This window comes from Desulfotomaculum sp. 1211_IL3151 (assembly GCF_036763075.1).
In the GTDB taxonomy this organism is placed as follows: domain Bacteria; phylum Bacillota; class Desulfotomaculia; order Desulfotomaculales; family Desulfotomaculaceae; genus Desulfotomaculum.
This window is the reverse complement of the sequence record NZ_JBAIYV010000039.1, coordinates 1-21267: the sequence shown is the minus strand read 5'-3', so window position 1 is coordinate 21267 and position 21267 is coordinate 1. Positions and strand designations below refer to the sequence as shown.

19 protein-coding genes, 2 rRNA genes and 1 pseudogene are annotated in these 21267 nt (G+C 40.1%); 3 read left to right on the top strand and 19 right to left on the bottom strand.

From position 1 onward, the window contains the following. The first annotated feature begins 25 nt into the window (after positions 1 to 25). Entirely contained in the window at positions 26 to 904 is an 879-nt protein-coding gene (locus tag V6C11_RS10070) for a hypothetical protein (RefSeq protein WP_333531031.1), read from the top strand. Positions 905 to 959: 55 nt separating this feature from the next. On the opposite strand, the gene V6C11_RS10065 is transcribed toward V6C11_RS10070, so the two are convergent. The 12 genes from V6C11_RS10065 to V6C11_RS10010 all read right to left on the bottom strand — a co-directional run bounded on the left by V6C11_RS10065 (position 960) and on the right by V6C11_RS10010 (position 10799). After that, positions 960 to 1637, bottom strand: a complete 678-nt coding sequence (locus V6C11_RS10065) for a type IV pili methyl-accepting chemotaxis transducer N-terminal domain-containing protein (RefSeq protein ID WP_333531030.1) — start codon at positions 1635 to 1637, stop codon at positions 960 to 962. Positions 1638 to 1652: 15 nt separating this feature from the next. Continuing rightward, a complete protein-coding gene (locus tag V6C11_RS10060; RefSeq protein ID WP_333531029.1) occupies positions 1653 to 2546 on the bottom strand; it encodes a methyl-accepting chemotaxis protein in 894 nt (297 codons plus the stop codon). Between the two features lie 290 nt (positions 2547 to 2836). Further along, the gene (locus tag V6C11_RS10055) at positions 2837 to 3577 is read right to left on the bottom strand and encodes an SIMPL domain-containing protein (RefSeq protein ID WP_333531028.1); all 741 of its coding nucleotides are present in this window, start codon (positions 3575 to 3577) and stop codon (positions 2837 to 2839) included. A 175-nt stretch (positions 3578 to 3752) separates the two neighbouring features. Continuing rightward, positions 3753 to 5345 (bottom strand): HAMP domain-containing methyl-accepting chemotaxis protein, encoded by a 1593-nt coding sequence (locus tag V6C11_RS10050; RefSeq protein WP_333531027.1) that lies wholly within the window; start codon positions 5343 to 5345, stop codon positions 3753 to 3755. A gap of 147 nt (positions 5346 to 5492) precedes the next feature. Beyond that, positions 5493 to 6119, bottom strand: coding sequence for a CPBP family intramembrane glutamic endopeptidase (locus V6C11_RS10045; RefSeq protein WP_333531026.1), 627 nt, complete (start codon positions 6117 to 6119; stop codon positions 5493 to 5495). A gap of 10 nt (positions 6120 to 6129) precedes the next feature. Further along, positions 6130 to 7020 (bottom strand): 1,4-dihydroxy-2-naphthoate octaprenyltransferase, encoded by an 891-nt coding sequence (gene menA / locus V6C11_RS10040; protein ID WP_333531025.1) that lies wholly within the window; start codon positions 7018 to 7020, stop codon positions 6130 to 6132. A gap of 405 nt (positions 7021 to 7425) precedes the next feature. After that, entirely contained in the window at positions 7426 to 7791 is a 366-nt protein-coding gene (mnhG, locus tag V6C11_RS10035; RefSeq protein WP_333531024.1) for a monovalent cation/H(+) antiporter subunit G, read from the bottom strand. Next, positions 7769 to 8053: a Na(+)/H(+) antiporter subunit F1 gene (locus V6C11_RS10030; protein ID WP_333531023.1), complete on the bottom strand. Its 285-nt coding sequence runs from the start codon at positions 8051 to 8053 to the stop codon at positions 7769 to 7771. Before V6C11_RS10030 ends, mnhG begins: the two co-directional genes overlap by 23 nt. Beyond that, positions 8053 to 8538 carry a Na+/H+ antiporter subunit E gene (locus V6C11_RS10025; RefSeq protein WP_333531022.1) on the bottom strand — a complete coding sequence of 162 codons (486 nt, stop codon included), beginning with the start codon at positions 8536 to 8538 and terminating at the stop codon, positions 8053 to 8055. Before V6C11_RS10025 ends, V6C11_RS10030 begins: the two co-directional genes overlap by 1 nt. Before the next feature lie 21 nt (positions 8539 to 8559). After that, complete coding sequence (locus V6C11_RS10020; protein WP_333531021.1) at positions 8560 to 10041, bottom strand: Na+/H+ antiporter subunit D; 1482 nt, start codon at positions 10039 to 10041, stop codon at positions 8560 to 8562. Further along, on the bottom strand, positions 10034 to 10375 hold the full coding sequence (locus V6C11_RS10015) for a Na(+)/H(+) antiporter subunit C (RefSeq protein ID WP_333531020.1): 342 nt from the start codon (positions 10373 to 10375) through the stop codon (positions 10034 to 10036). The genes V6C11_RS10020 and V6C11_RS10015 overlap by 8 nt, the downstream gene beginning before the upstream one ends. Position 10376: 1 nt before the next feature. Next, positions 10377 to 10799 carry a Na(+)/H(+) antiporter subunit B gene (locus V6C11_RS10010; RefSeq protein ID WP_333531019.1) on the bottom strand — a complete coding sequence of 141 codons (423 nt, stop codon included), beginning with the start codon at positions 10797 to 10799 and terminating at the stop codon, positions 10377 to 10379. A gap of 301 nt (positions 10800 to 11100) precedes the next feature. Between V6C11_RS10010 and V6C11_RS10005 the strand changes: the two genes are divergently transcribed. Beyond that, on the top strand, positions 11101 to 12345 hold the full coding sequence (locus tag V6C11_RS10005; RefSeq protein WP_333531018.1) for an IS110 family transposase: 1245 nt from the start codon (positions 11101 to 11103) through the stop codon (positions 12343 to 12345). Between the two features lie 90 nt (positions 12346 to 12435). Here V6C11_RS10005 and V6C11_RS10000 read toward each other — a convergent pair whose 3' ends face one another. Beyond that, a complete protein-coding gene (locus V6C11_RS10000) occupies positions 12436 to 14802 on the bottom strand; it encodes a Na+/H+ antiporter subunit A (protein ID WP_333531017.1) in 2367 nt (788 codons plus the stop codon). A 387-nt stretch (positions 14803 to 15189) separates the two neighbouring features. Here V6C11_RS10000 and V6C11_RS09995 point away from each other — a divergent pair, with 387 nt between their 5' ends. Continuing rightward, positions 15190 to 15855: a universal stress protein gene (locus V6C11_RS09995; protein ID WP_333531016.1), complete on the top strand. Its 666-nt coding sequence runs from the start codon at positions 15190 to 15192 to the stop codon at positions 15853 to 15855. Positions 15856 to 16371: 516 nt separating this feature from the next. On the opposite strand, the pseudogene V6C11_RS18705 reads toward V6C11_RS09995, so the two are convergent. The 6 genes and pseudogenes from V6C11_RS18705 to V6C11_RS09970 all read right to left on the bottom strand — a co-directional run. After that, positions 16372 to 16494 (bottom strand): annotated as a pseudogene (locus V6C11_RS18705) (hypothetical protein); the annotation flags it as partial. Between the two features lie 18 nt (positions 16495 to 16512). Then, entirely contained in the window at positions 16513 to 19053 is a 2541-nt protein-coding gene (locus tag V6C11_RS09990) for a sensor domain-containing diguanylate cyclase/phosphohydrolase (RefSeq protein ID WP_333531015.1), read from the bottom strand. Continuing rightward, positions 19050 to 19175, bottom strand: a complete 126-nt coding sequence (locus tag V6C11_RS09985; RefSeq protein ID WP_333531014.1) for a hypothetical protein — start codon at positions 19173 to 19175, stop codon at positions 19050 to 19052. The genes V6C11_RS09990 and V6C11_RS09985 overlap by 4 nt, the downstream gene beginning before the upstream one ends. A 450-nt stretch (positions 19176 to 19625) precedes the next feature. Further along, positions 19626 to 20801, bottom strand: a complete 1176-nt coding sequence (locus V6C11_RS09980; protein WP_333531013.1) for an FkbM family methyltransferase — start codon at positions 20799 to 20801, stop codon at positions 19626 to 19628. Between the two features lie 185 nt (positions 20802 to 20986). Then, a 5S ribosomal RNA gene (rrf, locus tag V6C11_RS09975) occupies positions 20987 to 21103 on the bottom strand. Between the two features lie 73 nt (positions 21104 to 21176). Beyond that, positions 21177 to 21267 (bottom strand): 23S ribosomal RNA (locus V6C11_RS09970); the annotation flags it as partial.

Genomic DNA, 21267 nt, shown 5'->3' with positions numbered 1-21267 from the left:
TTAGATTGAGAAAGGATGATGAAAAATGCTAAAAAAGTTTATGGTTCTTGTGATTTGCTTCACCCTTTTTATAGTTAGTGGTTGCACCTCCAATAATGAAACCAAACCCATCGATCAGCAGCAAGCAAAATCAGATTCAGTAATGGAAAATTTCCATTCCATGCTGCAAAAGGATTCCAGCGTAGCAGATGTGGCCCAATTTATCAGTGACAATATATCCCTCGTTACGAAAGAAAATGCTTCTGAAATGGTTATAAAATTTGAGGAACTCCAGTTGAAAAAACTACCTCAATATGAAACCATGTTTACAGAAGGTGACAACCAAAGTAAATTTGCCAATGAATATGAAGCTGTCATGAATGGCGCTGTAAAGGACCCCGGACTAAAAGAACTGGTGCAAAAAACGAACAACAGTGGTTACAAAGTAGAAACCGCGGAGGGTACCTTCTTCCCTATCCTTAATTACCAATTCTATAAGAAATATAGTGATTATGTAACTCCCGATTTGAAAAATTATATAGAAATTATGGCCGTAGAGTCTAATCAAGTTCCTGCAAAGGATGCAGCATTGGTAATAAGCTGGGATGAAGTTGTAAAAAGAGCCTTAGAACAGGAAAAGTTTATCCATACTTACAAAGACTCAGTTAAACTTAATGACGTGAAACAATTATATGAAAAATATCTGCTCTTTACCCTTTATGGTCTCAACAATACCCCTTTGTTTAGTTACGATTCCAATACCCTAAACCCCAAAGCCCAAGAAGCGTATACCAAGGCTATTAAAAACAGCGGCACAAGTGACTTCTTGAAAATCCTGGAAGAATATTTAAACATAATCAGTAAGAATAATAATAAATTAACCGATGAAGTAGAAAAATACCGTGAAGCATCCGTAAAAATCTGAAATAAATCAACCTTATACTAAAAAACGCCCTTGAGGGGCGTTTTTTCAAACCTCTTTACCTGCTGCTTCCTGATAAATCCCCTTTGGCAATATCCTCTGCGGCCCTCTGCAATGCCGTTACGGGTTTAATGATATATTTGTTTGTAATATACCAGGAAAAGAATATCAGAAACAAATAGCCCACTGCACAGGCATAAATAACACTCATATTCTTTTTAACCGTAACAGCCGAAGCGGTCTCATACATTTTGGTTGCTTGATCAAAAGTGTTTACCATTTTAATTAACTGTTCATTAATGGCTTCTGCCTTAGCTATGGCGTCCGTTGAACTACCGTCAACGCCGTTAATTTCTAACTTCATCCCCTGCCAGCTTGTTTCAGCTTCGGATAAGAGGGTTACGATTTCTGGGTTTTCCGTTTTCGTTACCTCTACCTTTGTTCCCCCCACATCCAATTGACCTCCTGTCTTTAGGGCATGTAGGGACTGTTCAAAGATATCCATGGCTACTTTTAAATCTTCCTGGTGTTGGGAGTTTGAGGTTAGAACATAGCCAAACACATCTTTGGCCATGCGTTGACTCAGCATTCTCTGCCGGCCAGCTACATTAACTTTCACCGCATCTTCCTGCTGGGCTTGGTTCATGGCAATAATTAGGTTGATTTGCAAAGCCGTGGTGGCTAACACCAGCACCAAGGGGATCAATACCTTCCACTTTAAGCTTAAATTTTTCATGGCACCCTCCAAGCTCTATAGTTTAAATCCTTTTACCATTCCTTGTAAGTCATCGGACACACTGGCCAATACTTCAATATTACTGTTTATTTCCTCCAGGGTAGCTGTCTGCTCCTCCACCGCAGCGGCAATATTTTGTACGCCACTGGATATTTCCTGGGTAGCCGCGGCCATATCCTCAATCTGGGAGCTCACGTCATCGACTGCATGGTGAATTTCTATAAAAGATTGGGAGGTTAGCTGTACAATGTCGTTTCCTTTCACAGCCTCACGGCTGGTACTATCCATCTTTGACACAATTTCTAAAATTTCAACTTGAATCCCATTAATTAAATTGCTGATTTCCTTCGTAGACTGGGCAGATTCTTCAGCCAGTTTACGCACTTCATCGGCCACCACTGCAAAGCCCCTGCCATGTTCCCCAGCCCGAGCAGCCTCTATGGCAGCATTTAAGGCCAATAGGTTGGTCTGATCGGCAATATTTCCAATGACTGATAGGATTTGATTGATTCTAGCAGAAGTATCATTCAAGCGTTGAGCCGCTGCCACAGCATCCTGGGAAGCAGTGGAAATGGAACTCATCTGGGCGGTCATTTGCTGCATATTTTTCGCGCCCTGATCAGCTAAAGCCGCCGACTCCCTAGCCTTTGCGGCAACTTCCTGGGACCGTTCAGCCACGCCGTCCGAACTGGCAGATATCTCCATAATGGTAGCAGCCGTGGAGGAAGATGCCTGGGATACTTGACTCGTACTCTGGGACATGGTATTGGCTAAGTCATTGGTCTGGTGGGATTTTTCAGCTAATTGACCAATTAGTTCCCGTAGGTTTTGGCGCATCATCATGAAGGAACTGGCAAGTTTTCCTATTTCATCGGTGCTGTTTAAATTCGTATGATTGTTAATAGCCACAATTTACCCCCCTAAATTTGTCTTTTCTTTAAATTATATCAAGAAAATGTTACCACAAATAAGACCATCTATTACGATTTAATTACATTATTAACGCTTGTATACAGCTATTAATTTAAAAGGGGATTTTTTTAATAGAATAACAACTTTTTTCATAAATACTGTTAACTATGTCATAGTTTGCCTGCTTTTTATTTACCTCTTTAAATAAAAGAGAGTGTCGCCGGCTACTGTTAAAGTAGTTTGCGATACTCTCACTTAAAATAATTATCAACTGTCCCCTTCGTCTATTATTTTATGGCAAATTCCACATTTACCACCGCTGTAATTTCTTTTTCTATGGAAGAGGTATCATTAATTCCATAGTCAGAGATTTCATTGGAGTTTACAGGCGTAATTTGGAAAACACCCATCTTGGCGGACCGGATAGCCCCAATATTACTTCCCGTACTGGTAGCCATCTTCTCTGCCCTTTCTTTGGCATTCTTAGTAGCTTCGGCCAAGATATTTACTTTTAAATCATTCAGTTTGGTATAAAAGTACTGTGGCGGCAGGGATTCGAAGATCAAACCCTGCTCAATAAGCTCCGTGGATTCTCTGGCAATGCTAGCTATTTTCTGAACATCATTGGATTTAATTTCTACCGTTTGCGAGAGTCGATAACTGGAGATTTGCCCAGTGCTATTGCCATTTTGATTATAAATATATTGCGGCATGGTAGAAATGGAAGAAATAATAATCTGATCCTCTGGGACTCCCTTACTTACTAAGTAAGACTTAACTGTTGCCAAAGCATTTTTTAGGTTGCCATAGGCTTCCGCTAAATCCGCTGACTCTTGGTAAAAGGAACCACTCCAAACAGCAAAATCTGAAACAATTTCCTTTTTTGCTGCACCCGTAACCACAATGGATGTCTTGCTGGAAGCAAAATTTGATAGAGGATTTGCCAAAACCAGTGCACAAATAACCAGAGACAAAGCAATTAAACCCGCTGCGATAACATAATACTTCCCCTTATTAAATTGTTCCATAAAATCCCACCTTTTATTAAACTTAAAAATATAGACGTATGAAGCAGATAATTGTAACGAGCTTTTTAAAAATTTGTGTTGCTTCTCAGACAATAAAAATAGCCTAATCTTCCATCTATACAGAAGTATTAGGCTATCATAAGACATTAACTTATTTAAGGGTTAAATTAGTGGCTTATAATTTAAACTGTCTAGTTATATTGTCCAGCTCCTCTGCTACTCTAGCCAAATCCTGGGAATTGGCAGAAGTTTCTTCCATGGTTGCTGTTTGTTCCTCTGCCGCAGCCGCTACATTTTGCATCGAAGCAGTCATTTCTTCCGTTGCAGCAGCCACTGACTGAATGTCATCGGCAATATTTTGTACGGATAAAATGATTTGTTCAATTGTTTCCCCTACATTGTGGACAACAGCAGCACCTTCACCCACTTGGTTCTGGGCTTGCTGCATACTATCAACGGCCCGTTGGGATTCCTGTTGAATGTTGGCAATGAGGGTATATATCTCTTTGGTGGCATTCGTTGACTGCTCGGCTAATTTTCTTACTTCCTCTGCCACCACAGCAAATCCCCGGCCCTGTTCCCCAGCCCTGGCTGCCTCGATGGCTGCGTTTAGGGCCAACAGATTCGTTTGATCAGCAATTTGGTTAATCAAATCAACAATTTTAGAAATTTGGGTTGTTGATTGATTAAGGTTCTTAATTATCTTGCCATTGACTTCGGTCACCCTTTGAATGGAATCCATTTTTTCCCTAATATTATGAATGGCTATTTCACCTTCATTGGCATGTTTAGTGGCCTGAACCGAAGCGGCTGCAATATTCTGGGTGTTAGTGGACACTTGCTCCACCGTTGCCGCCACCTGGGTAATGGTGGAAGCAGTTTCATTGGCACCAGCAGAAACATTTTCTGCCCCGGCAGAAAGTTCTTCCGCAGAGGAGGCAACACTATTTGATTTTTCTTGCAATTGTTGAACCATATTCTTTAGATTTATAAACATTGTATTAAAGGATTGGGCCAATTGGCCAATTTCATCCTGTGATTTCACTTTTATCTCATTACCACTTAGATCGCCGCTGGCAATCTTAGCTGCTTCTTCATTGACCCCCCGGACAGGATTTACAATCATCTGACTTACCACATAGGCAATGATCAGCCCCAGTAAAATAGTAATAAAAACTAAGATACTGGAAAATGCGATAACCCTATTAACATTTTCCGCATTTTCTTTACTGCCATCTTCTAATAAAACAGAAACGTGACTTGCAAAATTATTACCTGCTTGATCCAGGTCAACGATTACCCCGCTGCTTTTGCCGAAAAGTTCCATTACATTCTTTTCAGCCACTATTCTTTCAGAACCTTGGCTTGCTTCACGTTCCTTAATCAAGATAACTAACTGAGCTGTACGTTCCTTATAATTTGCAAATTTATTGGTAAAATCATTAAATAATTTTTTACCTTCTTCGGTCACTACGAGTGGTTCCATTTCCTTAAAGGTCTTTTCCATATTGCTAATGGCCCCTTGAAAATTTTCAAGGCCTTCAGCCTTACCATTAATGATATAACCCCTTAGACTGCCCGCTGCCTTATTCCCCTCAGAGATTGTCTGCACTGACAAATAACGAAGATAAGCCCTTTGATCAATAAGCTCACCATAGTTTCTGTCAATATTTTTCATATTTGTGACCAGATACAGACAAGTTAGCAGGGTTATTAACAAAACGACCCCAAAACCAGCAAATAGCTTTTGCCTAATGTTTAATTTCACAATCAATCACCTCAATTTTAAAAAATACCTTTCTTATAAATAGGATATATATTCCTTTTGTTCAAGTCAATATAGGTAAAGAAAGAGTTGTCATCGTTTCACAGGCTTTTTTTCAGGACTTTTAGGAATTTTATAAATAATACGGATTTACATGAGGGGGAAAAGGACAAATATACTGGTTGTCCACAAGGAGTGGGAAATTGTAACCGCCAGGGTGTTTCTTTCTTTCCAGTAAATATATCCCCAAAATAATCCTGCAGTAAGGGCAGCCATCGTAAGCATAAAATTTCCAGAAGACATATGTACACCGCCATAAACCAGTGCTGCGCTAATCCACCCCATAAACCCACCAAACCTTTGCATTGACCATCTCTGTAAAAAGTTTCGCCAAAATATCTCCTCACCTGGACTGGTGATAAAAAGTAAAACGAGCGTAATCACAATGGCTTCTGCCTGGCTGCGAATGTTATATATTGATGATATTTGAGGCTTTGCAAAGTTAAAAATCAATTGGGATAAATAGTTACCCAGAAAAAAAATAAAGTATAGCAATATAGCTGACCCTACACCAATAACGATGGTTCTGAAGTTTAGCTGTTCTCTGCTATAAGGAAAGCCACCCCACCCCATGGCCAAGATACTTAGCATAGTAGCAGCAAATCCCATGGAAAGCCAAAAATTAAATAGCTGTAAGGAAAAGGTAATATACCAAAAAACGATTGCTAAACCGATGGTAATAAAAACGTGTCTATCCTTAATCCTGCGGTTTTTCATGTTAGCCCCCCTAAATTATAAAATCCAGCAAAAAACCACCAATAAACAGCAAGCCAAACTGCATATGAAATTTAGCCGCACTTACTTCTAACATAACTAAGCACTCCCTATCGCCATGCCAAGAAGCCCGAGTTTTTTTAATGATTTTAATTAATTCCGGAATTAAAAAAATAGGCAGTAAAGCTGACCAAGGTATTTTTCCAATCCCCAGCAAAATAACCAATGACAAAAACGCACTTATATTCAACAAATAATGCCATGCGAAGCCCTTATTGCAGCCTAGTGATATCGCTAAGGTATTAATCCCTGCCATAAAGTCATGGTTAACATCCCGCAAATCATTTGCATGGAGAATAGAGGATACTAGAAAACCAATCGGCAAAGAAACCCAAAGGGCTGACCAGTTAAAAAAACCTGTTTGAACATAGTAAGATCCTATGACCATAAGAGGCCCCATCAGAAAGAAAACCAAAATTGATCCCAAGCCTAGATATTTGTATGGTCTTGGTCCCAAGGTATAGGTGTAACCAAAAATAATCCCTATACTCCCTAATACAAAAATTGGCCACCCTCTCAGATAAACAAAATAGCTGCCAATGATTGCTGCCAATAGAAAAGCGTAAATCCCTGCTATTTTCATTTGTTTTGGATTTAAAATGTTGTTTACTAACTGAGGGCAAGTCACAGCGGATTCAGGAGTATCAACACCGGAAATATAATCTCCATATGTATTGGTTAGATTTGTTCCCGCTTGCAATAAAATGCCCCCTATTAAAGTAAGAATAAATAATAAAACATTAAAATACCCCTGCTGTAGTGCCACCACTGTACCCAATGTTACTGGAACAGCCGCAGCTGTAAAGGACCACGGCCTAAGGGCCAGAAACCATATTCCTACCAACTCGCCACCTCCCAATATCAAAAAATGAATGATGATTCATTTTTATCATAAAATTGCTTTTACAGAAAGTCAATAGCCTTTTGGTAAAGTTAGGCATAAAAAAACCACAGTCATTAGAACTGTGGGGTTTCTTATAATTATTTTTAGCTAATTAGTCTCTAAAAACTGAACCGATTTTAATAGTCCCATGATAATCGGGAGATAATTGTAACCGACTTTGGTGGGTGCGTCCGAAGCCTCGTAATTCCTGGACTCCAAGGATATAGAATTTTTCAAAGATCGGTTAAAATCTCGAAAATATAGTTTTTGCACAGAAAGTTATCCCTTTTGCGAAATTCCCTTTTTTACCCTTCCTAATATTATTCCCCTGTTCGAATTAAGCTGCTTTTTCTTCTTAGCCCCAGGTCAACGAGATGTATCGGCCCGGGGAATCACTTCTTTCAAATCATCCTTAGAAGTCTCCTCCGCTAATTTAACACCAGAACGATATGCGGCCCGGCATATTAAATGACCGGCCACCGGGGCTGTTATAAATACAAAGGCGATACCCAATAGTAAGCGTATGCTTACAATACCCTCAATAAGCCCAAAATAAAGGAATGTTCCTGTCAGGGTGCAGAGAACCCCCAGGGTGGTGCTTTTAGTAGCGGCATGGGTGCGGGTATAGACATCCGGTAAACGCACCATGCCATAGGCACTTAATATACTCAAAGCCGTACCTGTAAGGATTAGTACAACTACCACGGTTTTAATCATCACGCTTATAATCAATAATATACCCCCTCTCAATAAACTTTGATAAGGAGATGGTGCCAATGAAGGATAAAATGCCAATTAACAGTATTACATCAAAAAAAGCACTGGTATTTAACAAAATAGAAAAAATAGCTACTCCTGCAATGATATTGATTCCTATGGTATCCAAGGCCACCACCCTGTCAGGCAGGGAAGGACCTTTGATAACCCGGTATAAACCCACTGAAATGGATACGGACAAAAAAAACAAAGCAGTTAGAAGTATCCCTTCAAACATTACCGCGTTACCTCCATAATTGCCTTTTCAAAGGATTTTGTAGCATGCAGCACAGCATCCCTGGATTCCGGTATATCCATAACATGGATATAGCATAAATTTTCCTCAGGCACTACCTCCATCACCACAGAACCCGGTGTTAACGTCAATAGCAGCGTTAACGTAGTAATTTCCCAGTCCCCTTTTAGTTCGGTCGTAAGCCTGAATATCCCTGGTGTAATATTTATTCTGGGACGCAGGATTTGTCTTATAACCAAAATGCTGGACAGTACCAGTTCTTTAATAAATATGAAAAACAGTTTAACGACAGCTATCAATCTTTTGGCATAAAAAACCGTGGAAAAAAATCTTCGCATCGAAAAAATCAGTGCCATTCCAATCAAATAACCGCTAAAAAAAGTTAACACTTTCCACTCATCCTGGAGAAACATCCACAAAAAAGCAATAAACAAATTTAATAATACCTGCGCAGGCAACCTGATCACCTCTTATCTGAATGAGCATCCCTATGAGCCCTTCAATACCGCCTTAATGTAAATATCCGGATTCATCAAGCCATTTGCTGCATATTCAACATAATAATGGATACCTTCAACCCCTAATCCCAAACCAACACTCACTGCTGTCAGAAACATACAGGGAAACAACAAACCCGAAGTAGTTCCTTTTTCCTGCTCACTGCGCAAATAAGTCGGTCCCCAAAATCCACTGACAAAAATCTTCATCACGGAATATAAGACCATCAGACTGGACAATAGACCGATAGCTGCCAGCCAGTAAAACTCCGCTTCCAATATTCCTCGGGTCATTAAAACTTTGCCCGCAAATCCGCTCAAAGGCGGTATCCCGGCCAAGGCCAGAACAGCAATAAAAAACATCCAGCCAAGGAGCGGATGATTGCGAATGAGTCCGCTCATCTCCTTAAGTTTACTGGTGCCGGCAATTCCTATCATGACACCGCCCAGCAGGAAAAGAAGCCCTTTAACAATTATGTCATGTATTAAATAATAAATGGCCCCAACCATCGCCGTGGATGTAAACACAGCCAATCCAGAGACAATAAAGCCAACCGCAATGATAACATTATAAGCTATGATCTTTCTGATATCCCACTGAGAGACTGCTCCTATTCCTCCCAAAAGCATCGTCAAAGCCGCCATCACCGCAAGCAGCAGATGGGTTATCTCTGGATGGTGATAAAAGATCAGGGTAAATACGCGAAAAAGGGCATATATTCCCACTTTAGTCAACAGTGCGCCAAATATCGCCGCAACGGCAGTGGGAGGGGCACTATATGCCCCGGGCAACCAAAAATAAAGAAACAGGGCTGACTTTAGACTAAAGACCACTAAAAACAATATGGCCACCGTAGTTAACAAGCTACTTTGCCCTGTTTCAGCAATTAGAACGGAAAGATGGGCCATATTTAAGGTTCCTGTAACGGCATATAAGTAACCAATTCCCAAAAGAAATAGGGTGGAAGATATAACATTAATCAGCACATATTTAATCGATTCCCTAAATTGTACCTTCGTTCCCCCGAAGGAAATCAATACATAAGAAGATATTAGCATCACTTCAAAACATACAAAGAGGTTAAATAAGTCACCTGTTAAAAAGGAACCGTTCACCCCGGTAACCAGGAATAGCATGAAAGGGTAAAAATAAAATTTCTCCCTCTCTAGATCAACTGTGGCAATAGCAAATAACAGGCATCCAGCACTTACAATACTGGTGGTTAGTATTAATAATCCCGCAAACATATCCGCAACTAAAACAATCCCGTAAGGCGCTTCCCAGCCGCCTATTTCCAATACTTGAATACCATACCGGGAAATCATCTGCAGCAGGTAGATGGCAGCCGCTGCGGTGGAAAGAATGGCAAATAAGCTGATCCATCTTTGAAAAGGAATATTCCGTCGAAAGATTACCAGGATAATTCCTGTTAAAAGCGGAATTATCATCGGCAGAATCACTAGGTTATTCATCCGCAGTACCTCTTAGTTGCTCAATGTTATCAGCACCCAGATCCTGGTAGATTCGGTATACCAATACCAGTAAAAATGCCGTCACTGCAAAATTAATTACGATGGCAGTTAAAATAAGGGCTTGTGGCAAGGGGTCTGTATAGGATAGATCCTCTCCCTTTAATAATAATGGGGGCATACCCTTTTTTAACCCCCCCATGGTAAGTATCAGAAGATGCGTGCCATGAGCTAAGATGGATGTTCCCAGTATAATTTTTAGAAGGTTCTTAGATAAAACTAAAAAAACCCCCACAGCAAACAGCACACCAATTAGTAAAGCCATTAAAGTCTCCATATCAGGCATCCCTACTTATACTTAAAATAATCGTAACCCCTGTGCCAACAACAGCCATAGCCACACCCAAATCAAATAAAACGGCGGTTGCCAGCTCAGTAGTACCAAATATGGGCAGGTTAAAATAACCAAAACCGTGGCTTAGAAAAGGTTTATCAAATAACAAGGACCCCATCCCCGTTGCCACTGCAATAAGAACCCCCACTGCAGCAACAATTTTAAAATCAACAGGAATCCCCTCCCGAACAGTTTCAATATCAAAGGCAAGGTAAAGAAGTGTTAAAGCAGAAGTGACAACCAGACCGCCAATAAATCCGCCGCCCGGTTCATGATGACCTGAAAAAAACAAATAAATTGCAAAGGTAAGGATAATAAAAGTAACTACTTTGGTCACAGTTTGCAAAATTACATCGTTGGGCTTCATTTATATACCCATTCCTTTCGCTTCGCTCAAGGCACAAAACGTTATGAAATGTGTTGGATTCGAGCGTCTTTTTTATTATTCTAAGCCATAGGGATAACAGTCAACTACAAATCACGGGGAGGTGAGTGGGCTGCTCCTACATTGGAGTGACCGCATTTATATATGTGTAGATTGCCTTTCCAAGCACAAATAAGTGTGACTTTAAGCACGCAGACTTATCTTTGTATAAACATTACTCGTTTATTGCCAGGCAATCAGTCAATGCTGTCTATCCCATAATTTTTTGAAAGGATTTTTCTCTATGGCTTTAAAAATCGTTTACCAAATTTGTTGTGGCATTGATGTCCACAAAACTTTTGTTGTTGCTTGTATTGCCACTACTAACAGCAAAGGGGTTACCACCTACAAACGCCATCGCTTTTCTACCTTTACCAAAGGGCTGAAAGAGTTGTCACAGTGGCTTTGTGAAAACAACTGTAAAGATGTTTGTATGGAATCCACCGGAAAGTATTGGATTCCCGTGTTTAATGTACTTGACGATTCCTGCAACATCACTCTGGCACATCCCAAATATGTCAAAGCAATCCGTGGTAAGAAGACTGACAAAAAAGACGCTAAATGGATTGCTGATCTATTCAAGCATGACCTTGTTGCTGGAAGCTTTATGCCTCCTCTTGCTATCAGGCAGCTTCGTGATCTTATGCGTTACCGCTTTAAACTGACTAACTTTATGTCAAGCGAAAAAAACCGTCTTCAAAACTGTTTAACTGTATCCAATATTCAACTCGCAAATGTTGTTTCTGATACATTTGGCAAAAGCTCCATGAACATCATTAACAGGCTTTTGGAAAGTCCTCTGGATAACAGTTTCGACATAGAACCCCTCGTACACAGTTCTATGAAGGACAAGCTTCCTGAATTGGAACTTGCCATCAATGGTTTCCTCACGCCTGAACAAGCTGAAAAACTTAAGGTAATAAAGCGGCACTACGATAACCTTACGTCACGCAAGTCTGATCTTGAAAAAATCATCCTTTCCCTTTCCGTGCCCTACACCGAAGAAATTAATCTGATCTTAACTGTTCCGTCCTTTAAGAACATCTTTTCAGCCATAGCCGTGGTCTCTGAAATAGGTGTTAACATGGACGTGTTTCCGACAGCTAAGCAGCTATGTTCCTGGGCAGGGCTTACACCTACGAATAACGAAAGTGCTGGAAAGAAAAAGTCAGTAAGGATTTCAAGAGCTGGCTGTTATATAAAGCCGCTTCTGGTACAGTGTGCCACCGCTGTAGTCAAAAGTGAAAAGCATCCAGAAATCCGTAACCGCTACTTAAGACTTAAAAAGCGTCGTGGTCATAAACGGGCAATTATTGCCATTGCAAGAATGCTCCTTACAGCCATTTACAATATTCTTAAAAAGAAAGAACCTTATAATGCTGAGTTGTATACAAAATCAGATGCTCTTCCAGTAAATCGTGAAATTACGGTAGAGCAAGCAATTTTATTAGCGAAATCTCAAGGTTACCGTATTATGGTGGCGTCTTAATTTATTTGTCTCCCATATCTTTTTTAAAGTAATCAAGAGATGGCTTATTTGTTATGCCCTTTTGCTTACAGGTAATTCTAGCTTACTATTTCAGACTTTATCCCTCCCGTTTAAACGTAAATTTATCAAGGTGTAGACACCCAAGCCGGCAATCGTCAGCACCAGGATTTCAAGCATGGTATCAAAACCCCTGAAATCAACAAGGATAGCATTTACCATATTTCTGGCACCTGCCAATTCGTAGGAATTCTCAAAAAAGGCAGATATAGGGTTATGCAAGGAGCTGCTTTGGGCTGTCAGGGCAATCATTGTAACTAATATGCCCACCCCTAAGGAAACAACCGTTTTGACAACTGGAAAACCAGGCTTTTCAGCCTCTTGTCCCAATTCCGGCAGATGGTAAAAACATAACAGGAATAAAGCTATCATCACAGTCTCTACTACCAATTGTGTCAGCGCTAAATCAGGTGCTCTTAAAATCACGAAGAACATTGCTACCACGAAGCCAATAACTCCCACAGCAATAATAGCCGTTAAGCGGGATTTGGTCAGCAAAACCAAAACAGCAGCAGAAATCACCACCAGGACCAATACGATTTCATAGGCACTGATGGGCCCGTTGCTGGAAGGATCATAGGCAAAATTACCGAACGCCACCATGGAACCGCCTATCGTAACCACAAAAAATACAAATATGTAAAGCAAGTAATCACGGATACTTTCCGACATATAGGCATTCGTAATCCTGGCAAATAGCCTTTCCATCCCGACTAATCCTCGGTCATAGATATAATTAAGGTTAATCCTTTCCGGCAGATATCCATAGATCCCCGACCATTTAGGTAAGAAGATAAATAAAAGCCCTCCCAAAACTGCAACTCCAATGGTCATCAATAATTCTGTTGTCCACCCATGCCAAATTTTAATATTGCTTTCAATCCCGACCCCTGGGATGCCGGGCAGGATAGCTGCCGTGGCTGGTTGAAGCAGATTTTTCGAAACGATATTAGGAAAGAAGAAAAATAATATTACCAGTGAAGCCAGGATCATGGGTGAAATTAGCATACCCCAGGGCGCTTCGTGCACCTCTTTTTCAGCTTTAATTGGTTTATATCTGCCAGCAAATGTTTTAAATACCAAAATCATGCAGTATACAAAGGTAAATATACTGGCAGTCCAAGCCAGGATAGGCAACAGAACAACCCAAGTTTTCAAGTGAAATATATTTAACTTAGCTGCCCCTAAAACACTGGTGAAAAACATTTCTTTGCTAAGAAAACCATTAAAGGGTGGCAGACCGGCCATTGAGAAACTGCCAATAACCGTTAACGTAAATGTTATTGGCATAATGCTCATTAATCCGCCCAGCCTGCGGACATCACGAGTTCCGGTCTCATGGTCCACAATTCCCACCACCATAAACAGACAGCCCTTGAAAGTAGAATGGTTCATTAAGTGAAACAAAGCGGCCACCATCGGGATGGCGGAGTATGAAGTGATAGAACCGATGCCCAGCAAACACATAATCATTCCTAATTGGCTGATTGTAGAAAAAGCAAGCAATGCCTTTAAATCGTTTTGCCTGATTGCTGAAAAAGAACCCCATAATAGGGTAATTATCCCCGTTCCGGTTACTAACCAGAACCATTCAATAGCACCGCCAAAGACAGGAGTGAATCGGGCCACCAGGTATATACCGGCTTTAACCATCGTGGCCGAATGCAAATATGCACTAATGGGGGTAGGGGCTTCCATTGCATCGGGCAGCCATATATGGAAGGGGAATTGAGCCGACTTGGTAAAAGCCCCAAGCAGGATTAATAACATTGCAGGCAAAAATAATTCATGACCCACTATGCTTTCATTGGCTGCAATTATTTCCCGAATACTAAAGGTATTTGTGATGATTGAGAGCAGCAGCAACCCTGCCAGGAGAGCTAATCCGCCAAATACGGTTATAATCAAAGATTTTTGTGCTCCGTACCGGGACTGCTTCCGTTGATACCAGTAAGCAATTAATAAAAATGATGCTACGCTGGTTAATTCCCAAAACATATATAATACGATAATGTTATCGGAAAAAACGACCCCCAGCATGGCACCCATAAATAGCAATAAATAAACATAAAAGTTATGCAGGGCTTCACGTTGTTTGGACATGTAGTATATGGAATACAGCACCACCAGGGCCCCTATCCCTGAAATGATCAACCCAAAGATTAACGTTAATCCGTCTGCATAGGTGCTGTAGTTTATGCCTAAGGAGGGTATCCAGGCAAGTGAGTTAGCAATTGCATCCCCGTCAGCTATAACGGGGAGTAGATTTATCATATATATAAATATAACCGTTGGCACTACCAACACAAACCAACCGGTATGAATACGGGAAATGTACTTATAGAGTAATGGAACTACTAGAGCAAATAAAAAAGGAAATAAAAGAATAAAATAAAACAAAAGAAAGATTTACCTCCTTCGTGTTAATATTGTCGCACCCTTTATTTTAGAGGTCGTTTGACAGGTGCTTATAATATACCCCTCAGAATATTTAACTAATCTTTTTATCTATCCTGTGTTTACTTTTTGATATTCTCAATTGAATAGCTTTATGTAAGAAGAAATTTTTGAGGTTTTAGAGGATAATACGGATTGCTTACTTAGTATATCATAAATTTCCTTTGTTTCCACTTAATAAGAGCCTATATTGGGAGCAGTCATAATTGATCATTTTTTCTGTTTATTATATAATGGCCCAAGTATTCCAATTATTTCTATGACTCCTTGCCAAATAACTAAGACAATGGACTCTTTAAGATAACTTATAATGAGAGGAGTGATTTAGTATTGAGGATACAAAGAGCCAGAATGGATGAAAGAATACTGGTATGTGTTTACTATGGTCCAAACGGACAACGACTAATACACCGTGGGGCTAAAATTGCCAGCATGCTGGATTGCCCCTTTTATATATTAACCATTGATCCGTTGCCCGTTGACGAATTAGATGCCGAGAGATTTGATTATATAAACAAGTGGAAAAAGTTGGCGGAAGAAAACGGTGTGGAAGAATTTATTATTAAAGATAATGAAAAACGACCTGTGTCCAAAGTAATTGCCGAGGTAGCCCGCGAAAAACAAATTACCCAGATCGTCCTTGGTCAAACAGTCCAAAGCCGCTGGGAACAAATCACCAAGGGGTCCCTTATCAATTCCTTATTACGGGAGATTCCTTTTATCGATCTTCATGTTATCTCTTTAGCACGCACCATCAGGAGCCAAAAAGATACCTATGAAAATGGCGTTCGTGCCTACTTAATTAAAAAAGGGGAGGGCTACGATTTAAGCTTTGTTCATACCCAAGAAGTAGTTTACGAAGGTATCTTCTTCAAGGAAGTAGGCACTGATTTCAACAATGGTATTTTTAAATTTATGAAAGACAACAAAACAATGCAGGTTTATGTCTACGAAGATTATGTAAAAGAACTTAAGCATGTTAACATTACCAATTAGCAAATTAACACACAAACCCGCTGTCACATGGACAACGGGTTTTAATATTACTCTGGCGAGGACCTCTTTTGAAGGGCTTAACTCTGGAAGGTGACAACACTGGGTCTACCCGTGTCTATTAAATTAATTACCTCTTACTCCGGTAAGGTTTTCTTTTTTGAAGCCGCTGACTTGTTCTGTTCCCAAAAATGGTGCTAAACAAAATATCCCAAAAAATCACAGTAGTAAACCTGGCTGTAAGAATTCCAACTACCAGTAAAATCAAAAACAGTTTCCAGTTATAGAAGATGAAAAATCCTGCATAGGCCACGAAAAGAAATAATGACAACTTTAGCACTTGCTTTACTGTTGGTATTTGATAAAGTTCAGGCCTATCTTGATTATTCAGCCTTTCATAGGAGCCTTTTATCATGATTAAACCAAGCAAAAGTAAAAACCCCAGGGAAATTAAAACCGATGCCAGCAAATTATCTTCTCTCCCTTCATTTGCATTTGCTTATAAAATACATGACATTTTTAATAGCTGCAAGACCTAAATCCTATGTCCTTGTTTTTTGTCATTATGCCGTTCCCACATCCGTTTACTATACCGTATTCAGCGGCTGTGCCAACTCCGCCGTAGTACCAAGCTGCGGAGCTTACGTCACGAAAGCCAGCTTATTTAACAACCGACACGGTTTTGTAAAATAACTCCACTAATTGGGGATCAAACTGTGTGCCGGAGCATTCTTTTAGTTCTAAAATTGCTTCCTTTATACTTTTAGCCCTTCGATAGGGTCTATCGCTGGTCATGGCATCAAAGGCATCCACGATGGCTAAAATTCTGCATTCGATCGGAATATCTGTACCTTTAATTCCTATGGGATATCCTGTACCGTCCCATTTTTCATGGTGCTTCAAAATTAAATCAGCAATTCCAGCCAAATCTGGAGATACCAATGCAATTCGGTAGCCCTTTTCACAGTGCTGTCTCATCACTGACCATTCTTCTTGGGTTAAAGGGCCTTCTTTAAATAAAATAGCATCCGGAATTCCTACCTTACCTAAATCATGCACCTGAGACAAAAGATTCAAGTTCGTGATGGCATTGGCTGTTAGGTTGAGTTTTTTTCCCATTTTCGTAGAATAGTTTGCTAACCTTTGGGAATGTCCTTCGGTAATATAATCCTTTTCTGCTAAGGTCGCCATTAAAGAATCGATAATTTGACTGCGGCTGCTTTTCTTTTGGATTAATTTTTCCTGGTACATCAGTTCATCTGCTGTTTTTAGGGCTTCTTTTAAGGATTTTTTCTGGTTAGTTGCTGTGGCTACACCGATAGAAATGCTTAAGGGCAAATCTTGATGGGTTTTATTATATTGCTCAACCTGCTGTTTAATTCTTTTCGCTATCCTTTCACCGATGGTCTGATCTGCCTTTGCTAGTAGGGCAGTAAATTCGTCTCCCCCGGTGCGGGAAATAACATCTGACTGGCGCAGGGCTTGGCTTAATAATTTGGCACAGATCTTTAGCATTTTATCACCCTGCTCGTGACCCATGGTGTCATTAATTATTTTTAAACCATCAACATCACAAATCATTACAGTAATGGGGTAATCCCTCCCCCCTTGAAGCCTTTTCATTTCCTCCTCAAAGAAGTTGCGATTATATAAACCAGTCAGTTGATCATGCAGGCTAAGATATTTTAACTGTAACTCATCCCTTTTACGTTCGGTTATGTCTTGACCGCAACAGATTACATATTCCACCTCGTTGTTGGCAGTTAATTTTGGGGTTTTCACAATAGAAATAAGCCGATGTTCACCGTTGGCATTTTTTAACCATTCCTCTGTGTGAACTTGCCTTTTCGTTTGAAAAACTCGTTTGTTACCCATTGCACAAACCTCAGCCTCTTTCTTAGACAAGAATTCATCGACGTTTTTATTCTCCAACTGGTGTTTTTTGAGGCCAAAAAAATCAGCATGGGCTTTATTAACTGCCCCATAGGTATTTATATCTTTTAAATACCATACTTGAATATCGATATTGTCCAGCAAGATAGACTGGGTCTCTGATAATTTCTCAAACTTTGTTTCTAATCTTTTACGTTCGGTAATATCCCGGCATACACCCAATACCCCTGTAACATTGCCGTCCGTATCCAGCAGGGGGACCCGTAAAGTATCAAACAATGCTTTTCCCCGGCCTGGGTAGGGAATCCATTCTTCCGTTCGTCTGGGTTTAACTTGGGTCAGTACAGCCCGATCGCCGGCCACACACACATCTGCCACCTCTTTTGGTAACACCTGGTGATCGGTAGTTCCTACAATTTCATCAACATTTCCTTGGGCTAAAACTGCAAAGGGTGCATTACAACCAAGAAAAATACCCTTGGTATCCTTATAAAAGATTGGATCAGGAATGGAATTAAATAAACTCGACAGCAAGGCGGTTTTTTCCATCAGGTTTTTTTCTAAACTCTTCCTGTCAGTAAGGTCTTTATATTCCCGGAGGTAACCAATGATTAAATCATTCTCCTTAATGGGGACAAAACTTCGTTCCAATATTCTGCCATCTGCTAGGTGTAATTCTTCATTTTTGACAATCCTTGGGTTGTTAATAATAGCCAATATATTGTTAACAAATCCCTCGGGATCGGCGAATAGTAGTTTTGCCTTTTCCATTAACACTTCACACTGTTTACCGATCCAAAGATCCGGCGACGGGAGATTAAACATTTTACAAAAGGTTTTGTTACAATAAACGATTGTGCGATTTTTGTCTTCAAAGATCATCCCGGAATCAGAATTATCCAGCACAGTTTTTAGCTTAATATGGGTCTCCTCTAATTCCCTTTCCAATCTTTTTCTTTCCGTAAGTTCCCGTTGAATACCAAAATGTCCGACAATTCTGCCCTGGTCATCGTAGAGACAGAAATAGTCTCCCTCGACCCACATTGGTGAACCATCTTTTTTCCTTCTTTCCATATTCACATGAAACCTGCCTTGATCAAAAAACTCTGTCCAAACCTTTTTTCCATAGGCAAGATCATTAGAAAAAAAGTCTTTGGGGGTGAGTCCGATAAATTCTTCGTGGGAAAGGCCATACTGTAAAAGCATAGCATCATTTACCTTGGTTATCCTTTGATGGGCAAATACATAATCCATAACCTTTTCTTTGTCCACATCGTCATGCCAAAAAACCGGCTCTTCCAGCATCATAAAAAAAAGCCGCCCAGTGATTGCTGAAAGAATACTTCTAATAATTCATCTTTCTTTTTAAGTTCCTGTTGCAGATGATAATTACTGTATTCTAAAGCATAACCTTCCAAATATTTTTTCATTTAAATAGTCACCTTTTCACATAAAAATACCCAAAGCCCTTACAATAACTTATTTAATAAGGCAGAATTACCTTGTTAACAAGTAGAATATATACCCCTTTTATTTAAGTCAATATAGATAAAGGAAAAGAGAAATTTTGTCATGTTTTTTTTAGGGATTGGTAAGAAGGGAACAGCATCGGTTTTATCTCCTAGGAATTCCTACGAAGGTAGCTTTGTCAAATTCATTGGAAACTACCTTTTTATCCTCTGCTATAGAAAGCCAATAGCCTTTTGGTAACGTTAGGCATAAGAAACCCCACAGTCATTACAACTGCGGGGTTTCTTATGCCTAACGTTTAGCTAATTAGTCTCTAAAAGCTGAACAGATTTTAACAGTCCCATGACACTTGCCGGACAAATTATTAATTCAACAACCGGCACCATCCATACAGCATCACGGGAAATAAACTACTTCTTTCGTATATAGAAGGCATCTCCCCAGGAGGGATGAAATGGACAGGTGGTTTCAACACGTTGGAACCCCTGTTTCTCAAGAAATTCATCTATTTCGTGAATGAGGGCACAGCCTTCATAGAGCTCCGCAAAGTTAACTTCTGTGTTAATGCCGTCAATATTTTTAAGCACTTGAGTTGCTCCTTGCAAAGCTTTCAACTCCGCTCCCTGGATGTCTATATTGAGAAGGTTATAATCCTCTGGTGGCAGTTCCAAATCTCTAAGCAGTTGATCGAGGGTTCGACAGGGGACTTTCGTTTGATATGCTTCTTGGATACCAGGGTAAATATCTTTATGTTCTTTTAAAGGCAAGATCGAACTGCTTTGATCAAAATTAGTGACATGAAGCTCAATCATCCCATCGTAATCACTAATCGCTACATTAACAGCCAATACATTATCTCTGCCCTGGATATGGTCCAACAACCTTTGATAGACCTCGGGGTTTGCCTCAATAAATAGAATTTTTTGATAGCCCATTTTTAAGTAGTTTGCCAACTCTTTTCCTTCATGGGCACCAATATGAATAACACCCTTAGGTTTAATACCATGCTCCCTGCATAACACATTTAAATCAAACATCTCTGCCGGGCCACCTAATACATGCCTTTTAAGTCTGCCGTTAACCACTAAAAAATAACGGTTATGAAATTGCGACAAGGAAGGGACTATCTTTTCAATACGCAAGGCAGCATGATTCTGAATCAGGAAAATTTGGTAATGATGTCTTTGCAAATCTTCCAGTAATTGAAGCAATTTTGCTCCACTGTTTGGGGACGTATCTGTAAATCTGAACTGTATATAATCAATATTTTCCTTCATTATTAATTGATGAGCGCCTAATAAAACGTTAAACTCCTGATCCCTTTCATCCACTCTTAAGAAGTTTACTCTGTAAATTTCCTTGGCCCGGCAATAATCATCCAGGGACATATTCTCTTCGTCAAGTCGGTGAAGCTGAACATCGGCAATTCTTTGCAGGATGTATTCTCCCCAATCTTCTATCTTTAAAGAGGTATCTAAGACGATGTCTCCTTCCCGGATAAATCTTTCAATGATTGCCTTTTGGTCTTGCTCCAGCCCGTCGTCCGCTCTCCGTCGCATGTCATTGTTGTTTTCTACTGTTACCACCCCTTTTTCTTATTATTTTCAGCAGATCACAGACCCCATTTTAAACTATGTAAAGGCCTGGTAAATCGTTCCCAACGAGGGATTATTTTGGGGTGGTAAGGATATGGCAAACAAAACATCCCCCCTGCCACTTTCTGCACATAAGAAAACCCTACAGTTATTGCAACTGTAGGGTTTTAAAAATACTCTGGCAACGACCTACTCTCCCAGGAGCGTGAGCTCCAAGTACCATCGGCCCTGAAGGGCTTAACTGCTGTGTTCGGGATGGGAACAGGTGTACCCCCTCCGGTATCGCCACCAGAAACTTATATGCTATTATATAATCTTATCTGTTCTCTCAAAACTAAACAGCTACTTCGTATTGCGTCTTCTGCTTTGGTCAAGAACTCGATCGATTAGTACCGGTCAGCTGAAAACATTGCTGCTCTTACACTCCCGGCCTATCTACCATGTTGTCTCCATGGGA